An 18,123-nucleotide genomic window follows, 5' to 3' on the forward strand; every position below is an offset into this window, starting at 1 on the left:
ACGAAGGCCGCCACCCGGGCGTAGGATCCCGCATAACCCAGGGCGACCAGGTCGGCGTGGATCCGCCGCACCGTCCGCCTCCCCTTGCGGCCCTTGCCCGCCTCCACCCTCAGCCACTCCGACAGCTTGTCGGCGAACGGGTCCAGGCGGCTCGGGCGCTGGGGGACCTTGAACCGCACCTCCACGGCATCCGACCGCAGGTACTTGCGGATCGTGTTCCGCGACAGGCCCGTCCGCCGCTCGATCTCGCGGATCGGGATGCGGTCCCGGTGGTGCCACCGGCGGATCACGCTCAACAACTCCATGTCGATCACTCCGATAACCCCGGCCATCCAGCCGGGGAGGTGAACAGACACGGGTCATTTCTCAGCGAAAACTTCGGCTCCTACAGGGTCAGCTCTCAGTGCAAATCAACAGACAGGGTTACGTCGGGTCCGACGCGCCATCTTCCACGGCACCAAAGCAGCGCTTGACAGACCAGAACGAACCAACCCAACCTGAATATATCGCAAAAATTTCGAGGAACGGGCGGTGGAGTACAAGCGCGGAGTTTATCTGTACACCTTGCCAGAAGGGGACATGGCGCCGAGCGTGTTTGACGTTCCGCGCAGCGGCCGTGAGTACCCGCTGGGCTTCCACAGCACGGCCCCTTTCAACGACGTCCACTTCCTCGTGTCGCAGTACGTGGAGGAGATCTGGGCGCGGGCCCCTCAGTCGGGCAGCGGCCTTCTCTACGCCACCTTCGTCAACAACTGGATCGATGCAAATCGGGGCGAGCGCGATATCGACCCCGCCCTCCTGTTCGAGCCCTGGCCCGAGCCGCTGGATCCCACGGACAAGTCGAACCGTCTGGGCATGGGGCTGATCCACAGTAAGGCCCGTGGCCATGCCCTCTACCCGGACAAGCTCTCGGTCGCCGAGGTGAAGCACCGGATCGAGCACTACTGGCGCCCCTACCACACGCGCCTGGCGGAGTTGATCGAGGAGCGCCGGCAGAAGTTCGGCATCGCCTTCCACCTGAGCTGCCACTGCATGGGCACGATCGGGCCGGTCACGGCCCATGACCACGGCCTGCGCCGCAAGGACTTCTGCCTCAGCGACCGCGATGGCACCACCAGCTCCCGCGAGTTCATGGAGGCGATCGCGGAGGCTATGCGCAAGCGCGGCTACAGCGTGACCTTCAACGACCCGTTCAAGGGCGCCGAATCCATCCGGCTGCACGGCAAGCCGGAAGCCGGCGTGCACAGCGTCCAGATCGAGGTGATCAAGGAGCTCTTCATGGACGAGGAGAGCTTCCAGAAGAAGCCGGATTTCGACAAGGTCCAGGAGGATCTCGCCGGCGTGGCGGCTGATATCGCGGCCTATGCGCGGAGCCAGGCGCGCTGATGGATAAGGCAGGCCTCCTCGCACGGATTGAGGCGGACCGCGACGTCATCATCGGCTTCCTGGCGGATTTCGTCCGCGCGCCGTCCCCAAACCCGCCGGGTGACACGCGGGAGGCGACGGCCGTCGTCACCCGCTTTCTGGCGGAGCGGAGCCTGCCGCACCGCGTCCTCGCCGCGCAGGACCACCTGCCGAATGTCGTCGGCTCCTTCGAGGGCGGCGCGCCCGGCAGCCATCTCGTCCTGAATGGCCATATCGACGTCTTCCCCGCCGGAGACGGCTGGACGCGCGATCCCTGGAGTGGCGAGATCGAGGGCAGCCGCCTCTGGGGCCGGGGAACCGCTGACATGAAGGCGGGAACGGCGGCCTCTATCATGGCCTATGCCTACCTCTTCCCGCACCGGGAGAGCCTCCGGGGCCGCCTGACCCTGACCGCTGTCTCGGACGAGGAGACGGGCGGGAAGTACGGGGCCAAGTACCTGCTGGAGAACTTCGCGGAGGAGTGCCTGGGCGATGCCGTGCTGAACGGCGAGCCCGGTGGCCTGCAAACGGTGCGCTTCGGCGAGAAGGGCACGCTGCGCCTCACCTTCACGACGCGCACCACGGGCGGCTTCGGCGCGGCGACGCATCGCAGCGCGAACGCGGTGAAGCTCGCCGCGCGGCTGATCGGGGAACTGGAGGAGCTGACCGACTTCCCCGTTTCCCTTCCCACACCGCTCAAGGCCATCCTGGACGAGCCCGGCACGGTGGCGGCGCTCGACAGCGCCATGGGCCCCGGCACGATGGAGATGATCGGCAAGGTCAGCGTCAACATCGGCGTCATCCGCGGCGGCGCGAAGGTGAACATGATCCCCGGCCTCTGCGAGACGCAGGTGGATATCCGGCTGCCGCCGGGGCTGGACAAGGCGCCGATCATGGCGCGCATACACGAGATTCTGCGGCGCCATCCGGAAACGATGGTGGAAGAGCAGGCGGCCGCCAGCAACCCGGCGAGCTGGTCCGATCCCGCGCACCCGCTGGTTGGGCTGGTGCAGGCCAATGTCCGCGCCCTCGGGCATGAGACGCCCCTGCCAGCCTGCAGCCTGGGCGGCTCGGACTGCAAGTTCTGGCGCTACCGCGGCATTCCCGCCTTCTACTACGGCGTCTCCCCGGATCGGCTCGCCGGCCCGGACGAGGGCGTCGATCTGGACGAGTTCTTGCACGTCGTGAAAGTCCACGCCGCCACGGCCTGGGATTACCTCGGCGGTCCCTGACACCATCACTCAAGAGGAGTTCGCGATGCGGCGACGCAGCCTTCTGGCCTCCAGCCTCGTCCTCGGTGCCCCGGCTCTGCCCAAATTGGCCTCCGCCCAAGCTGGCGGCGTGCTGCGTGCCACGCTGAACGCGAACCTGAACAACCTCGACCCAGCCCGTGCCGGGATCGCGGAGGACTATGTCTACTCCAACCTCGTCTTCAACGGCCTGACGCGGATCGACGAGGAGCGAAAGCTCCATCCCGACCTCGCCGAGTCCTGGGAGTCGTCGCCTGACCTGAAGAGCTGGACCTTTCGCCTGCGCCGCGGCGTGAAGTTCCACCACGGGCGGGCGATGACGAGCGCGGACGTGCTGGCGACCTACAAGCGCATCCTTGATCCCTCCACGGGATCCCCGGGCCGCAGCCAGATCCTGATGGTCGCCAACGTCGAGGCGCCGGATGACCACACCGTGCGTTTCGACCTCTCCATCCCCTATGGCGACTTCCCGTCGCTGCTGATGGAGCGCCAGCTCAAGATCATCCCCGCCGACCGGCTGGACAAGCTCTCCACCGAACCCTCCGGCACCGGTCCCTTCCGCTTCGTCTCCTTCCAGCCCGGCGACCGGCTGATCCTCGAGCGCAACCCGGACTATTTCGAGCCGGGCGTTCCGAAGCTCGCGGGCGTGACCTTCCGGATTATCCCGGAGGACGCGGCGAAGGTAGCAGCCCTGAAGGCTGGTGACATCGACATGATATGGAACGTGCCGCTGGAGGCCGTGGAGGGGCTGGAGCGCGAGCAGGGCATCAAGGTGGACGAGGCGACCACCGGCACCTGGGACGGGCTGGTGCTGAGCAACGTGCAGAAGCCCTTCGATGACTCCCGCGTCCGCCGCGCCGTGCTGCTGGCGCTGGACAAGGCCGCGCTCGTCCGCTTCGCCGTCTTCGGGCGGGGGGCGCCCACCCACACGCCCATCCCGCCGGGCAGCCCCTTCTTCAACGGCGATATCGGCTTCCGGCCGAACATAGCGGAAGCGAAGCGCCTCCTGGCCGAAGCCGGGTATCCGAACGGCTTCTCCGTCCCGCTCATCGTCCCCGTCGGTCGCCCTACCCGAGAGCGGATGGGGCTGGCCGTGCAGCAGATGCTGCGCCCGCTCGGCATCCAGGTCGAGCTGCGGCGGCTGCCCTACAACCGCTTCAATGCCGAGGTGACGGGCAAGGCGGTGTTCTACGCGGACGGCTACTTCGCCCGCCCCACCGCCGACACGGCCACCTATCCCTGGTTCCACAGCACGGGCACCTGGAACGGCACGATGTGGCACTACAAGAACGAGGAGGTGGACCGGCTGCTGGACGCTGCCCGGGCCGCCCGCACGCCGGAGGAACAGGCCACCCTCTACAAGCGCTTCCAGCAGGTGGTGACGGAGGATCCGCCGGGCATCATCGCCTACATGCTGAACTTCGCCACTGCCTACCGCACGCGGCTGAAGGGCTACCGCACGCACCCCTACGCCTGGCTGGACCTTCGTAACGCGACGCTCGAGGGCTGACCGGTGGCCGCCTACATCGCCAAGCGGCTCGCAGCCATCCTGCTGGTGCTCCTGGCGGTGTCGGCGTTGATCTTCTGGATCACCCAGATCCTGCCGGGCAACGTCGCCTACTCCATCCTCGGGCAGTTCGCGACGCCGGACCAGATCGCGGCGGTGGAGGCCAAGCTCGGCCTCGACCGACCGATCATCGTGCAGTACGGCGACTGGATCGGCGGCGTGCTCCGAGGTGATTTCGGCCGCTCCATGCTGATGGACCGGCCGGTGGCCCCGCTGATCATCAATGCCATAGGAAACTCCATCCAGCTCGCCGTCATCTCCATGGCGCTTGTGACGGTCGTCGGGATCTGGTCCGGCGTCTGGTCCGCGCTGCGCTATGGGCGACTGGGGGACCGGGTGGTGTCCTCCCTCAACTTTATCTCCCTCGCGATCCCGGAATTCTTCTGGGCGATCGTCTCCCTCATGATCTTCGCGGGGCTGCTGCGCTGGCTTCCTGCCACCGGCTACACTTCCATGAGCGAGGGTGTGGGGCCCTGGGCCTCGCACCTCGTCCTTCCGGTCGTCACGCTCGTGGCCGGCCTCGTGCCCCATGTCTCGCGCCTCACGCGGTCGAGCATGGTGGAGACGATGCGCGCGCAGTACGTGGTTGCCGCCCGGGCCAAGGGGCTCACGGAATCCCGTATCGTTTGGCACCACGCGCTGCGCAATGCCCTGCTGCCGACGATCACCATCCTTGCCATCGATGTCGGCGTGCTGATGGGCGGGATCGTGGTGGTGGAGACGGTGTTCTCCTACCCTGGCCTCGGCCGCCTCCTGATCTTCGCGGTGGAACAGAAGGATATCCCGGTCATCCAGGCTGGCGTCCTTGTCATTACGGCCATCTACGCCTTCGCCAATCTCGGCGCCGACATCCTCTACAGCCTCCTCAATCCCAGGATTCGATACCATGGCGCGGCTGAATAGGGGCGGCAGGCTGCCGGCCTCGCTCCTGATCGGTGGCGGCCTCTTTGCCGTGCTGGTCGCTGTGGTGGTCGCGGCGCCCTGGGTCGCGCCCTATCCGTACGACGAGATGGACATCATGGCGATCAAGGAGGCGCCCTCGGCCGCCCACTGGCTCGGCACGGACGAGTTCGGGCGGGACGTGCTGAGCCGCCTCCTGATCGGGGGGCGCACGTCTCTCTTTCTCGGCGCTGCCGCCACCGCGGTCAGCCTCGTCATCGGCATTCCGCTCGGGCTCCTTGCCGGCTACCTTCGCGGCTTCGTGGACGAGGCGATGATGCGGATCATCGACGTGCTGATGTCCGTGCCCCCGATCCTAATGGGCCTGCTCATCCTCTCCGCCACCCGGCCGAGCGTGTGGAAGACCGCCATCGCGGTCGGCATCATCTATGTGCCGGTGATGACACGCCTGGTCCGCAGCGTGGCGCTGGACCTGTCGCGGGAGGAGTTCGTGCTCGCCGCCCAGGGCCGCGGCGAGCGCCTGCCCTGGATCCTGCTGCGGGAGATCCTGCCCAATGCCTGGCCCGCCATCATCGTAGAGGCTTCCCTGCGGATGACCTTCGCCGTCATGCTCGCCGCCGCCCTCTCCTTCCTTGGCCTCGGCGTGCAGCCGCCCAGCTCCGACTGGGGGCTGATGATCTCGGAGGCCCGGCCCTTCATCGACAGTGCCCCCTGGATCGTCCTCGGGCCCGGTCTCGCCCTCTGCCTGACGGTGGTGGCGATCAACCTCATGGGCGACGGGCTGCGCGACCTGCTCGACCCCCGCATGCGGGGCCGGGCATGACGGCGCTGCTGGAGATCGACGATCTCGCCATCGCCTACGGCACCACGCGCGGCCCGATGCACGCAGTGGAGGGCTTCTCCGCCCGGCTGGAACGGGGCCGCACCCTCGGCATCGTCGGCGAATCCGGCTCGGGCAAGAGCACGGTCGCCCTCGCCCTGATGGGCCTCCTCCCCGCGGGCGCTCGGGTCACCGCTGGCTCGGTGCGGCTCGAGGGGGAGGAGCTGACGACCATGGCGCCGGAACAGCGCCGCCTGACGCGCGGCCGGCGCATCGGCATGGTGTTCCAGGACCCCTTCCTCTCCCTCAACCCCGGGCTGACCGTCGGCGCGCAGGTGTCGGAGCCCCTGACCGTGCATCGCGGCCTGGACGCCGCCTCCGCCATGGCCGAGGCCGCGCGCCTGCTGGACAGCGTCGGCATCGGGCGCGCGGCGGAGGTCGCCGCCTCCTACCCGCACCAGCTCTCGGGCGGGATGCGCCAGCGCGCGATGATCGCCACCGCCCTGGCCTGCGACCCCGAGCTGCTGGTGCTGGACGAGCCGACCACCGCGCTGGACGTGACGATCGAGGCGCAGATCCTGGACCTCCTCCTCGGTCTTCAGAAGGACCGGGGCGTGGCGATGGTCTTCATCAGCCACAACCTCGGCGTCATCCAGCGCGTGGCGCATGAGGTCGTCGTCCTCTACGCCGGGCGGGTCATCGAGCAGGGCTCGGCGGACGCGATCCTCTCCGCCCCGCAGCACCCCTACACCGCGGGCCTGCTGGGATCGCTGCCCACGCTGGACCATCGCGGGCATCGCCTGACGCCGATTCCCGGCGGCCTTCCCGACCCGTTCCAGCCGATGCAGGGCTGCAACTTCGCCCCGCGCTGCCGCTACCGCGAGGAAGCCTGCGTGGCCGAGCGGCAGGTGATGCGCCCTCTGGCGCCGGATCAGCTCGTCCGCTGCCGCCGCGCCCCGCTGGAGGACCCGGCTCCGGCCGCGCCGGAGCCGGCGCGCGCGCGCTGGGCGGCGGCCGATGGGGCAGGGCCCGTGGTGGAGATCCGGGAGGTCAGCAAGACCTTCTCTCGCGGTGGCTGGGCTGCGGGCCTCTTCGGCCGCGCCTCCGCCCCGGGCATGCGGGCGCTGGACGGCGTCTCCCTGCGGATCGGGCCCGGCGAGATCGTGGGGCTCGTCGGTGAATCCGGCTCCGGCAAGTCCACGCTGGGCCGCTGCGTCATCCGCCTCGTGCAGCCCGATGCGGGCGAGATCGCGGTGCAGGGGCGGGACGTGCTGCGCGCCTCCGGCGGGGCGCTGCGGCGCACCCTGCTGGCCACGCAGATGATCTTCCAGAACCCCAGCTCCTCGCTCAACCCGCGCCACACCGTCGCGCAGGCGATCGGCCGGCCGGTGCGCCTCTCCGGCTGGAAGGAGACGCCGGTCGCGGCCCGGGTGGCGCAATTGCTGGAACTCGTCCGCCTGCCCGCCGCCTATGCGGATCGCTACCCGCACCAGCTCAGCGGCGGCGAGCGCCAGCGCGTCGGCATCGCGCGCGCCCTGGCCACCCGCCCGAGCGTGCTGCTCTGCGACGAGGCGGTCTCGGCGCTCGACGTCTCGGTCCAGGCCTCCATCGTGAACCTGCTGGCCGATCTGCGGGACGAGCTGGGCGTGGCCATCCTCTTCATCTCGCACGACCTCTCCGTCGTCGCGCATCTGGCGGATCGCGTCGCCGTCCTCTATCGCGGGCGCCTCGTTGAGGAAGGGCCGACGGAGGACATCTTGCGCGCGCCGAACCACCCCTACACGGAGGCGCTGCTCTCAGCCGCGCCCCTGCTCCGCACCGGGGCGCGTATCCGCCTGCGGGGCGAGATCGACACCGGGGCGCCGATTCCCGGCTGCTGCTTCACCGGCCGCTGCCACCGTCGAATCGACGAGCGCTGTGATACCGTGCCCCCGCCCCTGCGCCACGCTGCCACGGATCACGGGATCCTCTGCCACATCCCGGTCGAGGAGCTGGCCGCGCGATGAGCGCCGCCGAGACAACCGCGCGGCTCCGCCCCGCGGAACCGCTGGGCCAGCGCGCCTATGCCGAGATCGAGGGGATGATCGTCACCGGCGCGCTCGAGCCCGGGGCCGTCATCGGGCAGAAGGCGCTGGCCGCCCTGCTCGGGCTCGGCCTGACACCGGTGCGGGAGGCGATGCTGCGGCTGGAGGCCTATGGGCTGGTCGAGGTCGTTCCCCGCAGCGGATTCCGGATCTCCGAGGCCGATTTCGCGCAACAGTTCCTGCTGCTAGAGGCGCGGCGGGAGCTGGAGCGTGGCCTGGCCCGCGCCGCCGCCCTCCGAGCCCGCCCGGAGGAGCGTCGCCGGATGCGCGAGGTCGGGGAGGCCCATATCGCGGCAGCCCGGACCGGCGACCGGCATGCCGTCGCGCACTGCGACCGCGAGTACAAAGAGCTTCTCGTCCAGGCGGCGCGGAACCCCTATCTTGCCCGCGCCATCGCTCCCATCCACGCTTTGTCCCGCCGCTTCTACTTCACCCATGCCGGGGCGGTGCTGCCCGAGGTGGCGCAGGCCTGCGCGGGCGTCGTCTTCGCGGCATCCGATGGGGAGGTGCAGGCGGCGGCAGAGGCTTCTGACCGACTGATGGACCTCATCGAGGCCTTCAGCCAGGCGTCTCTGGGGCGCCGTCCGTGAGACTGCCACAGATGCTGCTGGAGGGAGTCCTCCGGCGGGACGATCCTGCCGAGCCGAGCCTGCTGGTGATCGACCTGCCGCAGAGCGGCACCCACTACCCGCCTGAGTTCGATGCGGTCGCGCCCCTGCGCGCCCTGCAGGGCAATGTATCCCTTCACGTCGATGCTCTCTATGCCGATGCAACCGAGGTGGGCGCCTCGGTGCTGACGGCGATCTTCGCGAACAGCGTGATCGAACCGAACCGCGCCGAGGACGATATCGACGAGAGCCTGCTGGGCGCGCCCTGGCCCGGAGGCGCGAGACCCGGACCGAAGGTGAGGCTCGGCATCGGGCTGATTCCCGCCTTCGGCCGCGGGCGGACGCCGATCTATGATCGCAAGCTGACGATCGCGGAGGTGCAGGCACGGATCGAGCGCTACCATCGCCCCTACCACGCCGAGCTCGCCCGCATGATGGACGGGGCGGCTGCCCGCTTTGGGCGGGCCTACCACCTCAATTGCCACCGTATGGGACCGGTCGGCACGCCCATGTCGCCCGATCCCGGCGAGGTCCGCGCCGATTTCTGCATCGGCGACCGGGATGGCAGCAGCAGCGCTCCTGACTTCCGTGATCGGGTCGCCTCCACCCTCTCGCGACTAGGCTACACGGTCGCGATCAACAGGCCCTTCAAGGGGCAGGAGATCCTGCGGCGCCACGGCGATCCCGGCCGTGGCCGCCACAGCCTGCAGATCGAGATCAACAGCCGGCTCTACCTGGAGGCGGACGGCGTCACGCGCTCCGCCCGTTTCGAAACCGTGCGCGGACACTTGCGAGATATGGTGGCGGACGCCCTGGCCTTCGCCCGCGGCGCGGCGGCTGGATGAAGGGCGGCACGGGCATCGGCGCCTCCGTCCGGCGCCGCGAGGATCGCCGCTTCCTCACGGGGCGGGGGCGCTACGTGGCGGACCTGGAGCGGCCGGGCATGCTGCACGCCTTCTTCCTCCGCTCGCCGCACGCCCATGCGCGGCTCCTGGCGTTGGACCTTGCCCCGGCCCTTGCCATGCCCGGCGTTGTCGCGGCCTTCGGCGGGGCTGCGCTGCAGGCGGACGGCGTGCTGACCATCCCGACTGGCTGGAAGGTCACGGGCACGGATGGGCGCCCGATGGCGGAGCCGCTCCACCCGCCGCTGGTGCTCGACCGGGCCCGGCATGTGGGGGAGCCGGTGGCAGTGGTGATCGCGCGCGACGCCCGGCAGGCCCGCGACGCGGCCGAGAGATTGGATCCGGAGTGGGAGGTGCTGTCGGCGGTCACGGACAGCGCGGCCGCCCTGGCGCCCGGCGCCCCGGCGCTGTTCGACGATGTGCCCGGGAATCTCTGCTGCGACTGGTCCCTCGGCGACACGGCGACCGTGGAGGCGGCCTTCGCCCGCGCCCAGCACGTCACGCGCCTGTCCCTCACCAACAACCGGCTCGTCCCCCATCCCATGGAGCCGCGTGCCGCTTTGGCGGAGCACGACCCTGGCACCGGCCAGACGATCCTCCACACCACGAGCCAGAACCCGCATACCATCCGCTCCACCCTGGCCAATTCTGTGTTGCGCATCCCGGAGAGCCTTTTGCGCGTCGTCTCACCGGATGTGGGCGGCGGCTTTGGAACGAAGATCTTCCTCTATCCCGAGGAGACGGTACTCACCTGGGCCGCGCGGCGCCTGGGCGCATCGATCCGCTGGGTGGGTGATCGGTCCGAAGCCTTCCTCACCGACGTGCAGGGACGGGACCACCGCACGGAGGCGGAGCTCGCGCTCGACGCGGAAGGCCGCTTCATCGGACTGCGCGTGGACACGCTGGCGAATCTCGGCGCCTACCTCTCCGGCGCGGGGGCGGGGATCCCGACCTACTACTACGCGCCGCTGCTGGCGGGCGTGTATCGCACGCCCGCCATTCACTGCCGCGTGCGCCTGGCCTTCACCAACACCGTGCAGGTGGACGCCTATCGGGGTGCGGGCCGGCCGGAGGCGACCTACGTCCTGGAGCGGCTCGTGGACCAGGCGGCGCGGGAGACCGGGCGGGACCGGGTCGCGCTCCGCCGGCTCAACTTCATCCGCCCCGGCGACTTCCCGTACCGCACGCCGGTGGGGCTGGAATACGATGTGGGCGACCATGGTGCCTGCCTGGACGCGGCGCTGGCGGCGAGCGGCTTTGCCGGCTTCGAGGAGCGGCGGCGCGAGGCTGCCGCACGGGGGAAGCTGCGGGGGCTGGGGGTCTCGACCTATGTCGAGATTGCCGGCGCCACGCCGTCCCGGGTGGCCGGGCAGCAGGGGGCCAGGGGTGGGCGCGCGGAATCCGCTCAGCTGCGGGTTCATCCGGGCGGCGATGTCACGGTGTTCAGCGGCGCCCACAGCCACGGGCAGGGGCACGAGACGGTCTTTGCCCAGATCGTCTCGGAGAGGCTGGGCGTGCCGATCGATCGTGTCCAGGTCGTGCAGGGCGACACGGCTCAGGTGCCGTTCGGGCGAGGCACCGCGGCTTCGCGCTCGCTTGTCGTCGGTGGGTCCGCGATCCTGCGCGCGGTTGAGAAAGTGGTCACCAAGGGACGGCAGATCGCCGCGCATCTCATGGAGGCATCGGAAGCGGATCTCGTACTCCAGGACGGCCATTTCGCCGTTGCCGGGACCGACCGCGTCATCTCGTTCCAGGAGGTGGCACGCGCTGCCTACACCCTGCACGACTATCCCACGGGGCTGGAGCCCGGGCTGGACGAGACGGCGTTTTACGAGCCGGAGAACTGGACCTTTCCCGGCGGCTGCCACATCGCCGAGGTCGAGATTGATCCGGAGGTGGGCGAGGTAGGCCTCGTCGCGGTCACGGCGGCCGACGATGTCGGCAACGTCATCAACCCCCTGATTGTGGATGGGCAGATTCATGGTGGGCTGGCGCAGGGGATGGGGCAGGCTCTTCTAGAGGAGCTGCCATACGACGGGACCGGGCAGCCTCTCGCAGCTTCGCTGCAGGATTACTGCTTGCCGCGAGCCGGCGACCTGCCCTCCTATACCGTTGTCATGTGCCCGACTCCTTCCCCCGGCAATGCCTTCGGCGCCAAGGGTTGTGCGGAGGTCGGTTCAGTCGGATTGCCGCCCGCCATCATCAACGCCGTTCTCGACGCCCTCGGGCCCCTGGGAGTGACCGACATCGACATGCCGGTCACGCCGCAGAAGGTTTGGAAGGCCATCAAAACAGCAGCGCTGCCTGGCTAATCTGGCGTCTGAACACCGGAGACCAGCCTTATCCGAGCGGGACGGAATAAATCCATCGCCCAGAGAATGTTTGCGCCCAGCTCGTACCGCTGCTCCGGTCTCTCTCAGACGAAGTTTTCTCTGGTGGGGGTGGGATCGCGCTTTTCTGTGTGTTTTTGCTGCATTTGCGGCGTGCACCTTGATACTTCGAAGGTGGAACGGGTGCTGTTTTCTGCCGCTGGAGAGGTGTGCGTCTCCCCGGAGCTTGGGACTTGGGCGATTTAGGCTCAGGACCCGTTAATCTGCTTGCGGCGCCCCGAGCCACGTGCGGTGGGGGCGGAGGTGCCCTGATGTCCGTCCCGTTCCTGCTCACCCCGGCTCAGATGCGGCGCATCCAGCCGCACTTCCCGAGCTCGCATGGCATCCCACGCGTGGTCGACCGCGGCTACGACAGCAACCCGTTCCGCACCGCGCTCGCCGAGCGCGGCATCGCCGCCTGCATCCCGCCCAAGAAGAACCGCAAGCAGCCCATCCCCTACGACAAGGCGCTCTACCGCCTGCGCCACCGCATCGAGATCGCCTTCGGCCGACCCAAGGACTGGCGACGCATCGCAATCCGCTACGACCGATGCCCCACCACCTTCTTCGGCGCCATCACACTCGCCGCCACCGACATCTTCTGGCTCGAATGCAACGGACGCTGCCTGGCTGAGCAGCGCACGTTCCACCATGGCAGTCTGCTCTGCGCTTATCCTGGCCATTGGCGTCCAGCAGAGAATACTCCGACGGCGGACACGCCGGCGTAACCCGAGGCCCGAACCGCCCCTTCGCTACCCGGTCGGGAGCACGCCACCGAGCGAGCGCGTCAGGTCCGCCGCGACCTGGAGCAGCATCGGACCGGCTGCTCCCGCAGCGTCCCGCGTCAGCCGGGTCACCGGCCCGGTGAGGCAGAGCGCCCCAGCGAAGCTCTCGCCCGGCCCGAAGACCGGGGTCGCCATGCCCGCGACATGCGGGTCCCTCTCTCCGCCCGTGTAGAGCGGAACCGCCGTCGTGGCCGCCTCGGGTGGCAGGGGCACGGCCCCGAAGATGCGCAGCACCTGGGCGATGGCGGAGTTGTCCATCGGCAGCATGTCGCCCTGCCGAACATGCAGCCGCAAGCGGTGCGGGGAATCGACGCGGTAGAGGCAGAGCCGGTGCTCCCCGCTGCGAACGTAGAAGGAGGCGCTCTCGCTCGTCGCCACGACCAGCCTCTCCAGCGCGGGCATCACGTAGGACTCCACCCGGAAGGATTGCTGGTAGACCGAGCCGAGACGGAACAGCTCCGCACCCAGCCGGTAGGAGCCGTCCGGAATGCGGGTGAGATAGCCATGCTCCTCCAGCGAGATGGCCAGCCGCATGATCGTGGTCTTCACCAGGCCCGTCCTGGCGGTCAGCTCCGCCAGGGTCACGGCGTCGTCGCCCCTGCGGAAGGCCGAGAGCAGGGTGAGGGCCCGGCCTGCCGAGGCGACGCCCTCCAGCGAGGCGTTCGAACGGGTTTGGGTGGTCATGTCATGCACGGTTAAGGTCCGTTCCCCCCCGCCGCAAGCCAGCTCTGGGGCCGCCCCGTTCAGTCCCTGTGGGAGAAGAGCGGAAGACCCGGCACCTCGAGCCCTGCCCTGAGAATGCTCCCGGTCTCCGATTCCGTGATGAAGAGAGCGCGTCGGTCCGGACCGCCGAAGGCAAAGTTGGTGGTGGACCACCCGGCAGAGGAAGCGATGCGCGCCAGGGGCTCCGCCCGTGGGGAGAGGCGCCAGACCGTGCCGAAGCCGGCATGGGCCACCAGCAGGCAGCCCTCCTCGTCCAACGCCAGCCCGTCCGGCCCGCTCGGCCCGCCGTGCAGGTGGCAGAAGATGCTCGCCTTCGTGACGCTGCCATCCGCGTGCAGCGGCAGGCGCCAGATCTGGTTCGCCCGAGTCACCGCCACCAGCAGGAAGGAGGCGTCCGGCGCCACCACGATGCCGTTGGGGCTGGGGACCGTTCCGATGAGGAGGTCCAGGCGGCCGTCCGTGCCCAGGCGGTAGACACGCCCCGTCGGGTCCTGCAGCCCAGTCTGGCCCTGGTCGGTGAAGTAGAGCTCGCCGCCCGGGCCGAAGACGAGGTCGTTGACGCCCTTGAAGCTCTCGGATCGCGCCGTCTCCAGGAAGGGCGTGACCGTGCCGCGGTCGGGGTCCAGCAGCATGATCCCGCGCTTGTAGTCCGTGATGAAGATACGCCCGTCCCGATGGATCTTCAGCCCGTTCGGCCAGCCGTCATACTCGGCCACCTGCTCCCATTCCCCTTCCGGGGAGATGCGGAACACGCGGCCGAAGGGAATGTCGGTGACGTAGAGCCGGCCCTGGCGGTCGAAGGAGGGGCCTTCCAGGAAGCTGTCCACCGGCCGCCCGGCACGGTTTGCGTCGGCCCAGGCCGTGCGGCGCGCGTTCCGGTACCGGTCCGGCAGGCGCGTGAAGACCTCGGTCTCGATGCGCGGCGGCGGGGCGAAGAAGCTCATCGCCGTCTCACTGCCGCTCGATGCCGCCGGAGGTGGCGACCTCGCGCCAGCGCGCCGCCTCCTCGGTCAGCAGCCGCGAGAAGGCGCCCGGGGTAATCCCCCCGGGCTCGGAGCCGAGCTCGGCGATGAAGGCCTTCATGTCCGGCGCCTCCAAGGCGCGGGTCATCTCCGCGTGCAGCCGCGCCACGATCGTATCCGGCGTGCCTTTCGGGGCGGCGAGGCCCGACCAGTTGATCACGCTGTAGCCCGGCAGACCGGCCTCGGCGAAGGTGGGCACCTCCGGCAGCGCCGCGACCCGGTGATTCCCGCTGATGGCGAGCGGCCGGAGCTGGCCGCCGCGGATGTTCCCCAGCGCCGAGCCGGGCGAGATCATCACGAGATCCACGTTCCCCGAGAGAACGCCGATCACCGCCTCGCCAGCGCCGCGATAGGGCACCTGGTAAAGCTTCACCCCCGCCGCGCGCTCGAAGGCGAGGGTCGCGAAATGCGGGGCGCTGCCGATGCCGCCCGTGCCGTAGGTGAGCTTCTCCGGGTCCTTCTTCGCCGCGGCGACAAGGGAGGCGAGGTCCCGGTAGGGCGACTTCTCCCCGACCGCGAGGAGGATCGGCGAGAAGGCCGTGACGCTGATCGGATGGAAGGCCGTCGCCTGGTCGAACGGAAGGCGGCTGAAAAGGTAGGGCAGCATGGCGTAGGTGTTGTCCATGGCCATCAGGGTGTAGCCGTCCGGCGCGGCACGCGCCGCCTCCCCCGCGCCGATCGTGCCGGTGGCGCCGGACTTGTTCTCCACCACGAAGCTCTGGCCCAGCGCGTCCGTCAGCTTCTGGGAGATCCGGCGCGCGAGCGTATCGACCGCACCGCCCGGCGCCCAGGGCACGATCACCCGCACGGGTCGGGACGGGTACTCCCCCTGCGCCAGCGCCGGGCGGAGGGGTCCGACAAAGGGGGCTGCCAGACCGACCCCGAGCAGGGCGCGGCGGGTAACGCGATGGGGATGATGATTGAACACTTGCGCTTCCTCTTTCCGCTCGGCTATTTCGAAACGCCGTTGCGTTTTGTTTGGGTGTTCTGGCACCGGGGGCGCAGCGATGTCAACAAAACGGCGTGCATCGGCGCCGGCACCTGGGAGGACGGCCGTGGCGATCGGCTTCCGCATTCATCGGCGCATCCGGCAGGTGGACGCCGCCGTCATCGCGCGCTTCCGCGCCCTGCCCGTCGCCAATGTCAGCGACGTCATGTCCCGCATGACGGCCGGCGGCGCGCGGCTGCGGCCGATGCAGGCCGCTGGCGCCATCCTCGCCGGCCCTGCCCTGACGGTGCGGACACGCCCTGGCGACAACCTGATGATCCACAAGGCCATCGGCCTCTCGCAACCCGGCGACGTGATCGTGGTGGATGCGGGCGGCGACCTGACCAACGCGCTGATCGGCGAGTTGATGCTGGTGCAGATGGTGCAACGCGGCCTCGCTGGCATCGTCATCAACGGCGCGATCCGCGACAGCGCGGCCATCCGCGCGCAGGACTTCCCGGTCTTCGCCGCCGGGGTCACGCATCGCGGCCCCTACAAGGACGGCCCGGGCGAGATCAACGTGCCGGTCGCCATCGACGGCATGGTGATCGCGCCGGGCGACCTCGTGCTCGGAGACGATGACGGGCTTCTCTGCGTGCCCTTCGACGAGGCGGAGGCGATCCACGCGGCCGCCGCTGCGAAGCACGCCGCGGAGGAGAAGCAGATGGCCAACATCGCGGCCGGAACCCACGACGCCTCCTGGGTGGACGCCGCGCTCCGCAAGCTGCGATGCGAGGGGCTCGACTAGGGCCACTCCGCGTACACGCGAACCTGCCTGACCCTGCCTTTCGAAATCTCTCTGGGGACCGCCTCATGTCCGACCTCGCCTCGCGTCCCAATGTGCTTGTCTCCGCCGCCTGGCTGGCCGCGGAGGCTGTCGCCATGCTGGAGCAGGCGGGCTACGCCGTCCGCTGCACCAGCGGCTACCCGAGCGAGGAGGAGCTTCTCGCCAACATCGGCGAGCACCGCCCGGTGGCGATCCTGCACCGGCAGTGCATCATCAACGGCACTGTCATGGATGCCGCGGCGCCCGGGCTCCGCGTCGTCGCGCGCCACGGCGCCGGCATCGACGGGATCGACATCCCCGCGGCCCGCGCCCGGGGCCTCACCGTGACCCGCGCGGCCGGAGCGAACTCCCGCTCGGTTGCCGAGCACGCGATGGCGCTGATGCTCACCATGCTGAAGGACCTGCCCTCGGTGGTGGGCGGGATGCGCGAGGGGCTCTGGGAGAAGACCTCCCGCATGACCCGCGACATCGACGGGATGACGCTCGGCCTGGTCGGCTACGGCGCGATCGGCTCCAAGGTGGCGCGCATGGCATCCGCCTTCGGCATGCGCGTGCTCGCCTACGATCCCTACCTGCCCGGGAGCGGCCTGCCCGGGCCGGGCGAGCGCGTCGCGACCCTGGCTGAGCTTCTGCCCCGCTCCGAGGTGCTCTCCCTCCACTGCCCGCTGGAGCCCGAAACGCGCGGCATGATCGGCGCGCAGGAATTGGCGCTGCTGCCCCGCGGCGCCATCCTCGTCCACACCGCCCGCGGCGGCATCGTGGACCAGGACGCGCTGCTGGCGGCACTCGATTCCGGCCAGGTAAGCTGGGCGGGCGTGGACGTCTTCGCGAAGGAGCCGCTGGAGGCCGACAGCCCCTTCCGCACCCACCCGCGCGTCGTCCCCACGCCGCACCTGGCCGCCAACACGCCGCGCGGCGCGGCCGGCATGGCCTGCGGCGCAGCGGAGAGCATCATCGCGGTCCTGGCCGGACGCCTGCCCGCGCTGGAGGGCGCGGTGGTGGTTCAGGGCAGCCTGCCCGCCGACCTCGTGCAGGCGGTCTGAAAGGGCGGCCATGATCCCGCGCATCCCCGAGGCGCCGGCACCGACTACATCGCCGAATTCCGGGCGCTGCTGGACGGCGCCGGGCTGGACTACGGCATGTTCGGCCATGTCGATGCCGGCGTGCTGCATGTCCGCCCCGCCATCGACATGAAGGATCCGGCCCAGGAACGCCTCATCCGCGAGGTCTCCGGCGCCGTTGCGGCACTCACGCAGCGCTATGACGGCCTGCTTTGGGGCGAGCACGGCAAGGGCGTGCGATCCGAGTACTCCCCGCGCTTCTTCGGCCCGCTCTACCCGCCAGTGCAGGCCGTGAAGGCCGCCTTCGACCCGCATTACCAGCTCAACCCCGGCAAGATCGCGACGCCGATGGATGGCGGCGCCCTGCTGCGTGTGGACGGCGTGCCGACGCGCGGCGCGGCCGACCGCGCAATTCCGGAGGCGGTGCGCGCGCGCTACGATACGGCCATGCACTGCAATGGCAACGGCGCCTGCTTCAACTGGGATGCCGCCGACGCGATGTGCCCGCCCTGGAAGGACATGCGGGAGCGCCGGCACTCCCCTAGCAGGTCGCTGAATTACTCGGCGTTCTGGAGCGTTTTCCCGTCGGAGGGACCAGCGGCTTTGCGCGTCCGGCCCGTTCCTACGAGCGGCATGGACGCCGGATGCCGGTTTTCGGCTTCATGCTGCCAGCAGCCGGGGCAGTCGGGCCAGGTTGTTGGCGACCATCGTCAGGATGAAGCGGGATCGCACGCGTTCGATGCGACGATAGACGGTCTGGGCCATGCCGCCGACGGTCTTGGCCCAGCCGAAAGCCTCCTCGATGCGCTTGCGGTGTTTCTGGGACAGGGCATGGCTCTCGTGCCGGGTGGTG

Annotated in this window: 15 protein-coding genes and 3 pseudogenes; 13 read left to right on the plus strand and 5 right to left on the minus strand. The window is 69.6% G+C overall.

Annotation, left to right across the window (positions count from 1 at the left end; genetic code table 11):
• Nucleotides 1–305, minus strand: a pseudogene (locus BUB97_RS24235) (IS21 family transposase); the annotation flags it as partial.
• A 274-nt stretch (nucleotides 306–579) separates the two neighbouring features.
• Between BUB97_RS24235 and BUB97_RS24240 the strand changes: the two are divergent.
• The 10 genes and pseudogenes from BUB97_RS24240 to BUB97_RS27115 all read left to right on the plus strand — a co-directional run.
• Nucleotides 580–1,386 (plus strand): N-formylglutamate amidohydrolase, encoded by an 807-nt coding sequence (locus BUB97_RS24240; RefSeq protein WP_073140195.1) that lies wholly within the window; start codon nucleotides 580–582, stop codon nucleotides 1,384–1,386.
• Nucleotides 1,386–2,636 carry a M20/M25/M40 family metallo-hydrolase gene (locus BUB97_RS24245; protein ID WP_073140198.1) on the plus strand — a complete coding sequence of 417 codons (1,251 nt, stop codon included), beginning with the start codon at nucleotides 1,386–1,388 and terminating at the stop codon, nucleotides 2,634–2,636. The genes BUB97_RS24240 and BUB97_RS24245 overlap by 1 nt, the downstream gene beginning before the upstream one ends.
• A 25-nt stretch (nucleotides 2,637–2,661) precedes the next feature.
• On the plus strand, nucleotides 2,662–4,164 hold the full coding sequence (locus BUB97_RS24250) for an ABC transporter substrate-binding protein (protein ID WP_073140201.1): 1,503 nt from the start codon (nucleotides 2,662–2,664) through the stop codon (nucleotides 4,162–4,164).
• A gap of 3 nt (nucleotides 4,165–4,167) precedes the next feature.
• Nucleotides 4,168–5,124 (plus strand): ABC transporter permease, encoded by a 957-nt coding sequence (locus BUB97_RS24255; RefSeq protein WP_073140203.1) that lies wholly within the window; start codon nucleotides 4,168–4,170, stop codon nucleotides 5,122–5,124.
• Nucleotides 5,108–5,944, plus strand: a complete 837-nt coding sequence (locus BUB97_RS24260; RefSeq protein WP_073140227.1) for an ABC transporter permease — start codon at nucleotides 5,108–5,110, stop codon at nucleotides 5,942–5,944. Before BUB97_RS24255 ends, BUB97_RS24260 begins: the two co-directional genes overlap by 17 nt.
• Nucleotides 5,941–7,947, plus strand: coding sequence for a dipeptide ABC transporter ATP-binding protein (locus BUB97_RS24265; protein ID WP_073140206.1), 2,007 nt, complete (start codon nucleotides 5,941–5,943; stop codon nucleotides 7,945–7,947). Before BUB97_RS24260 ends, BUB97_RS24265 begins: the two co-directional genes overlap by 4 nt.
• On the plus strand, nucleotides 7,944–8,615 hold the full coding sequence (locus BUB97_RS24270) for a GntR family transcriptional regulator (RefSeq protein WP_073140209.1): 672 nt from the start codon (nucleotides 7,944–7,946) through the stop codon (nucleotides 8,613–8,615). Before BUB97_RS24265 ends, BUB97_RS24270 begins: the two co-directional genes overlap by 4 nt.
• An 11-nt stretch (nucleotides 8,616–8,626) precedes the next feature.
• Nucleotides 8,627–9,478 carry an N-formylglutamate amidohydrolase gene (locus BUB97_RS24275; protein ID WP_073140212.1) on the plus strand — a complete coding sequence of 284 codons (852 nt, stop codon included), beginning with the start codon at nucleotides 8,627–8,629 and terminating at the stop codon, nucleotides 9,476–9,478.
• On the plus strand, nucleotides 9,475–11,847 hold the full coding sequence (locus BUB97_RS24280; protein WP_073140215.1) for a xanthine dehydrogenase family protein molybdopterin-binding subunit: 2,373 nt from the start codon (nucleotides 9,475–9,477) through the stop codon (nucleotides 11,845–11,847). The genes BUB97_RS24275 and BUB97_RS24280 overlap by 4 nt, the downstream gene beginning before the upstream one ends.
• A gap of 362 nt (nucleotides 11,848–12,209) precedes the next feature.
• Nucleotides 12,210–12,512, plus strand: a pseudogene (locus BUB97_RS27115) (transposase); the annotation flags it as partial.
• A 144-nt stretch (nucleotides 12,513–12,656) separates the two neighbouring features.
• Here the strand turns inward: BUB97_RS27115 and BUB97_RS24290 are convergent.
• Genes BUB97_RS24290 through BUB97_RS24300 form a run of 3 tightly spaced genes read right to left on the minus strand, consistent with a single transcriptional unit; the run spans nucleotide 12,657 to nucleotide 15,362 of the window.
• Entirely contained in the window at nucleotides 12,657–13,373 is a 717-nt protein-coding gene (locus BUB97_RS24290) for an IclR family transcriptional regulator (RefSeq protein ID WP_073140230.1), read from the minus strand.
• Nucleotides 13,374–13,432: 59 nt separating this feature from the next.
• Nucleotides 13,433–14,356 carry an SMP-30/gluconolactonase/LRE family protein gene (locus BUB97_RS24295; protein ID WP_073140218.1) on the minus strand — a complete coding sequence of 308 codons (924 nt, stop codon included), beginning with the start codon at nucleotides 14,354–14,356 and terminating at the stop codon, nucleotides 13,433–13,435.
• Nucleotides 14,357–14,363: 7 nt separating this feature from the next.
• A complete protein-coding gene (locus BUB97_RS24300) occupies nucleotides 14,364–15,362 on the minus strand; it encodes a Bug family tripartite tricarboxylate transporter substrate binding protein (RefSeq protein WP_217659753.1) in 999 nt (332 codons plus the stop codon).
• A gap of 127 nt (nucleotides 15,363–15,489) precedes the next feature.
• On the opposite strand from BUB97_RS24300, the gene BUB97_RS24305 reads away from it, so the two are divergent.
• The 3 genes and pseudogenes from BUB97_RS24305 to BUB97_RS27120 form a co-directional block, all read left to right on the plus strand.
• Complete coding sequence (locus tag BUB97_RS24305; RefSeq protein WP_086062534.1) at nucleotides 15,490–16,170, plus strand: RraA family protein; 681 nt, start codon at nucleotides 15,490–15,492, stop codon at nucleotides 16,168–16,170.
• A gap of 65 nt (nucleotides 16,171–16,235) precedes the next feature.
• Entirely contained in the window at nucleotides 16,236–17,252 is a 1,017-nt protein-coding gene (locus BUB97_RS24310; RefSeq protein WP_073140224.1) for a hydroxyacid dehydrogenase, read from the plus strand.
• 69 nt (nucleotides 17,253–17,321) lie between these two features.
• Nucleotides 17,322–17,549, plus strand: a pseudogene (locus BUB97_RS27120) (FAD-linked oxidase C-terminal domain-containing protein); the annotation flags it as partial.
• Between the two features lie 381 nt (nucleotides 17,550–17,930).
• Here the strand turns inward: BUB97_RS27120 and BUB97_RS24320 are convergent.
• Nucleotides 17,931–18,123 (minus strand): transposase (locus tag BUB97_RS24320; RefSeq protein WP_175562737.1); only part of this gene is annotated, 193 nt, incomplete at its 5' end.

Source organism: Muricoccus roseus (assembly GCF_900141905.1).
Classification (GTDB): domain Bacteria; phylum Pseudomonadota; class Alphaproteobacteria; order Acetobacterales; family Acetobacteraceae; genus Roseomonas; species Roseomonas rosea.

Bases quoted from the DNA above. Each gene is read 5' to 3' on its own strand.
- BUB97_RS24295 (WP_073140218.1), bottom strand. From the start codon at position 14,356: ATGAGCTTCTTCGCCCCGCCGCCGCGCATCGAGACCGAGGTCTTCACG.
- BUB97_RS24245 (WP_073140198.1), top strand. From the start codon at position 1,386: ATGGATAAGGCAGGCCTCCTCGCACGGATTGAGGCGGACCGCGACGTC.
- BUB97_RS24250 (WP_073140201.1), top strand. From the start codon at position 2,662: ATGCGGCGACGCAGCCTTCTGGCCTCCAGCCTCGTCCTCGGTGCCCCG.
- BUB97_RS24265 (WP_073140206.1), top strand. From the start codon at position 5,941: ATGACGGCGCTGCTGGAGATCGACGATCTCGCCATCGCCTACGGCACC.
- BUB97_RS24260 (WP_073140227.1), top strand. From the start codon at position 5,108: ATGGCGCGGCTGAATAGGGGCGGCAGGCTGCCGGCCTCGCTCCTGATC.
- BUB97_RS24270 (WP_073140209.1), top strand. From the start codon at position 7,944: ATGAGCGCCGCCGAGACAACCGCGCGGCTCCGCCCCGCGGAACCGCTG.
- BUB97_RS24310 (WP_073140224.1), top strand. From the start codon at position 16,236: ATGTCCGACCTCGCCTCGCGTCCCAATGTGCTTGTCTCCGCCGCCTGG.
- BUB97_RS24280 (WP_073140215.1), top strand. From the start codon at position 9,475: ATGAAGGGCGGCACGGGCATCGGCGCCTCCGTCCGGCGCCGCGAGGAT.
- BUB97_RS24290 (WP_073140230.1), bottom strand. From the start codon at position 13,373: ATGACCACCCAAACCCGTTCGAACGCCTCGCTGGAGGGCGTCGCCTCG.
- BUB97_RS24240 (WP_073140195.1), top strand. From the start codon at position 580: ATGGCGCCGAGCGTGTTTGACGTTCCGCGCAGCGGCCGTGAGTACCCG.
- BUB97_RS24275 (WP_073140212.1), top strand. From the start codon at position 8,627: ATGCTGCTGGAGGGAGTCCTCCGGCGGGACGATCCTGCCGAGCCGAGC.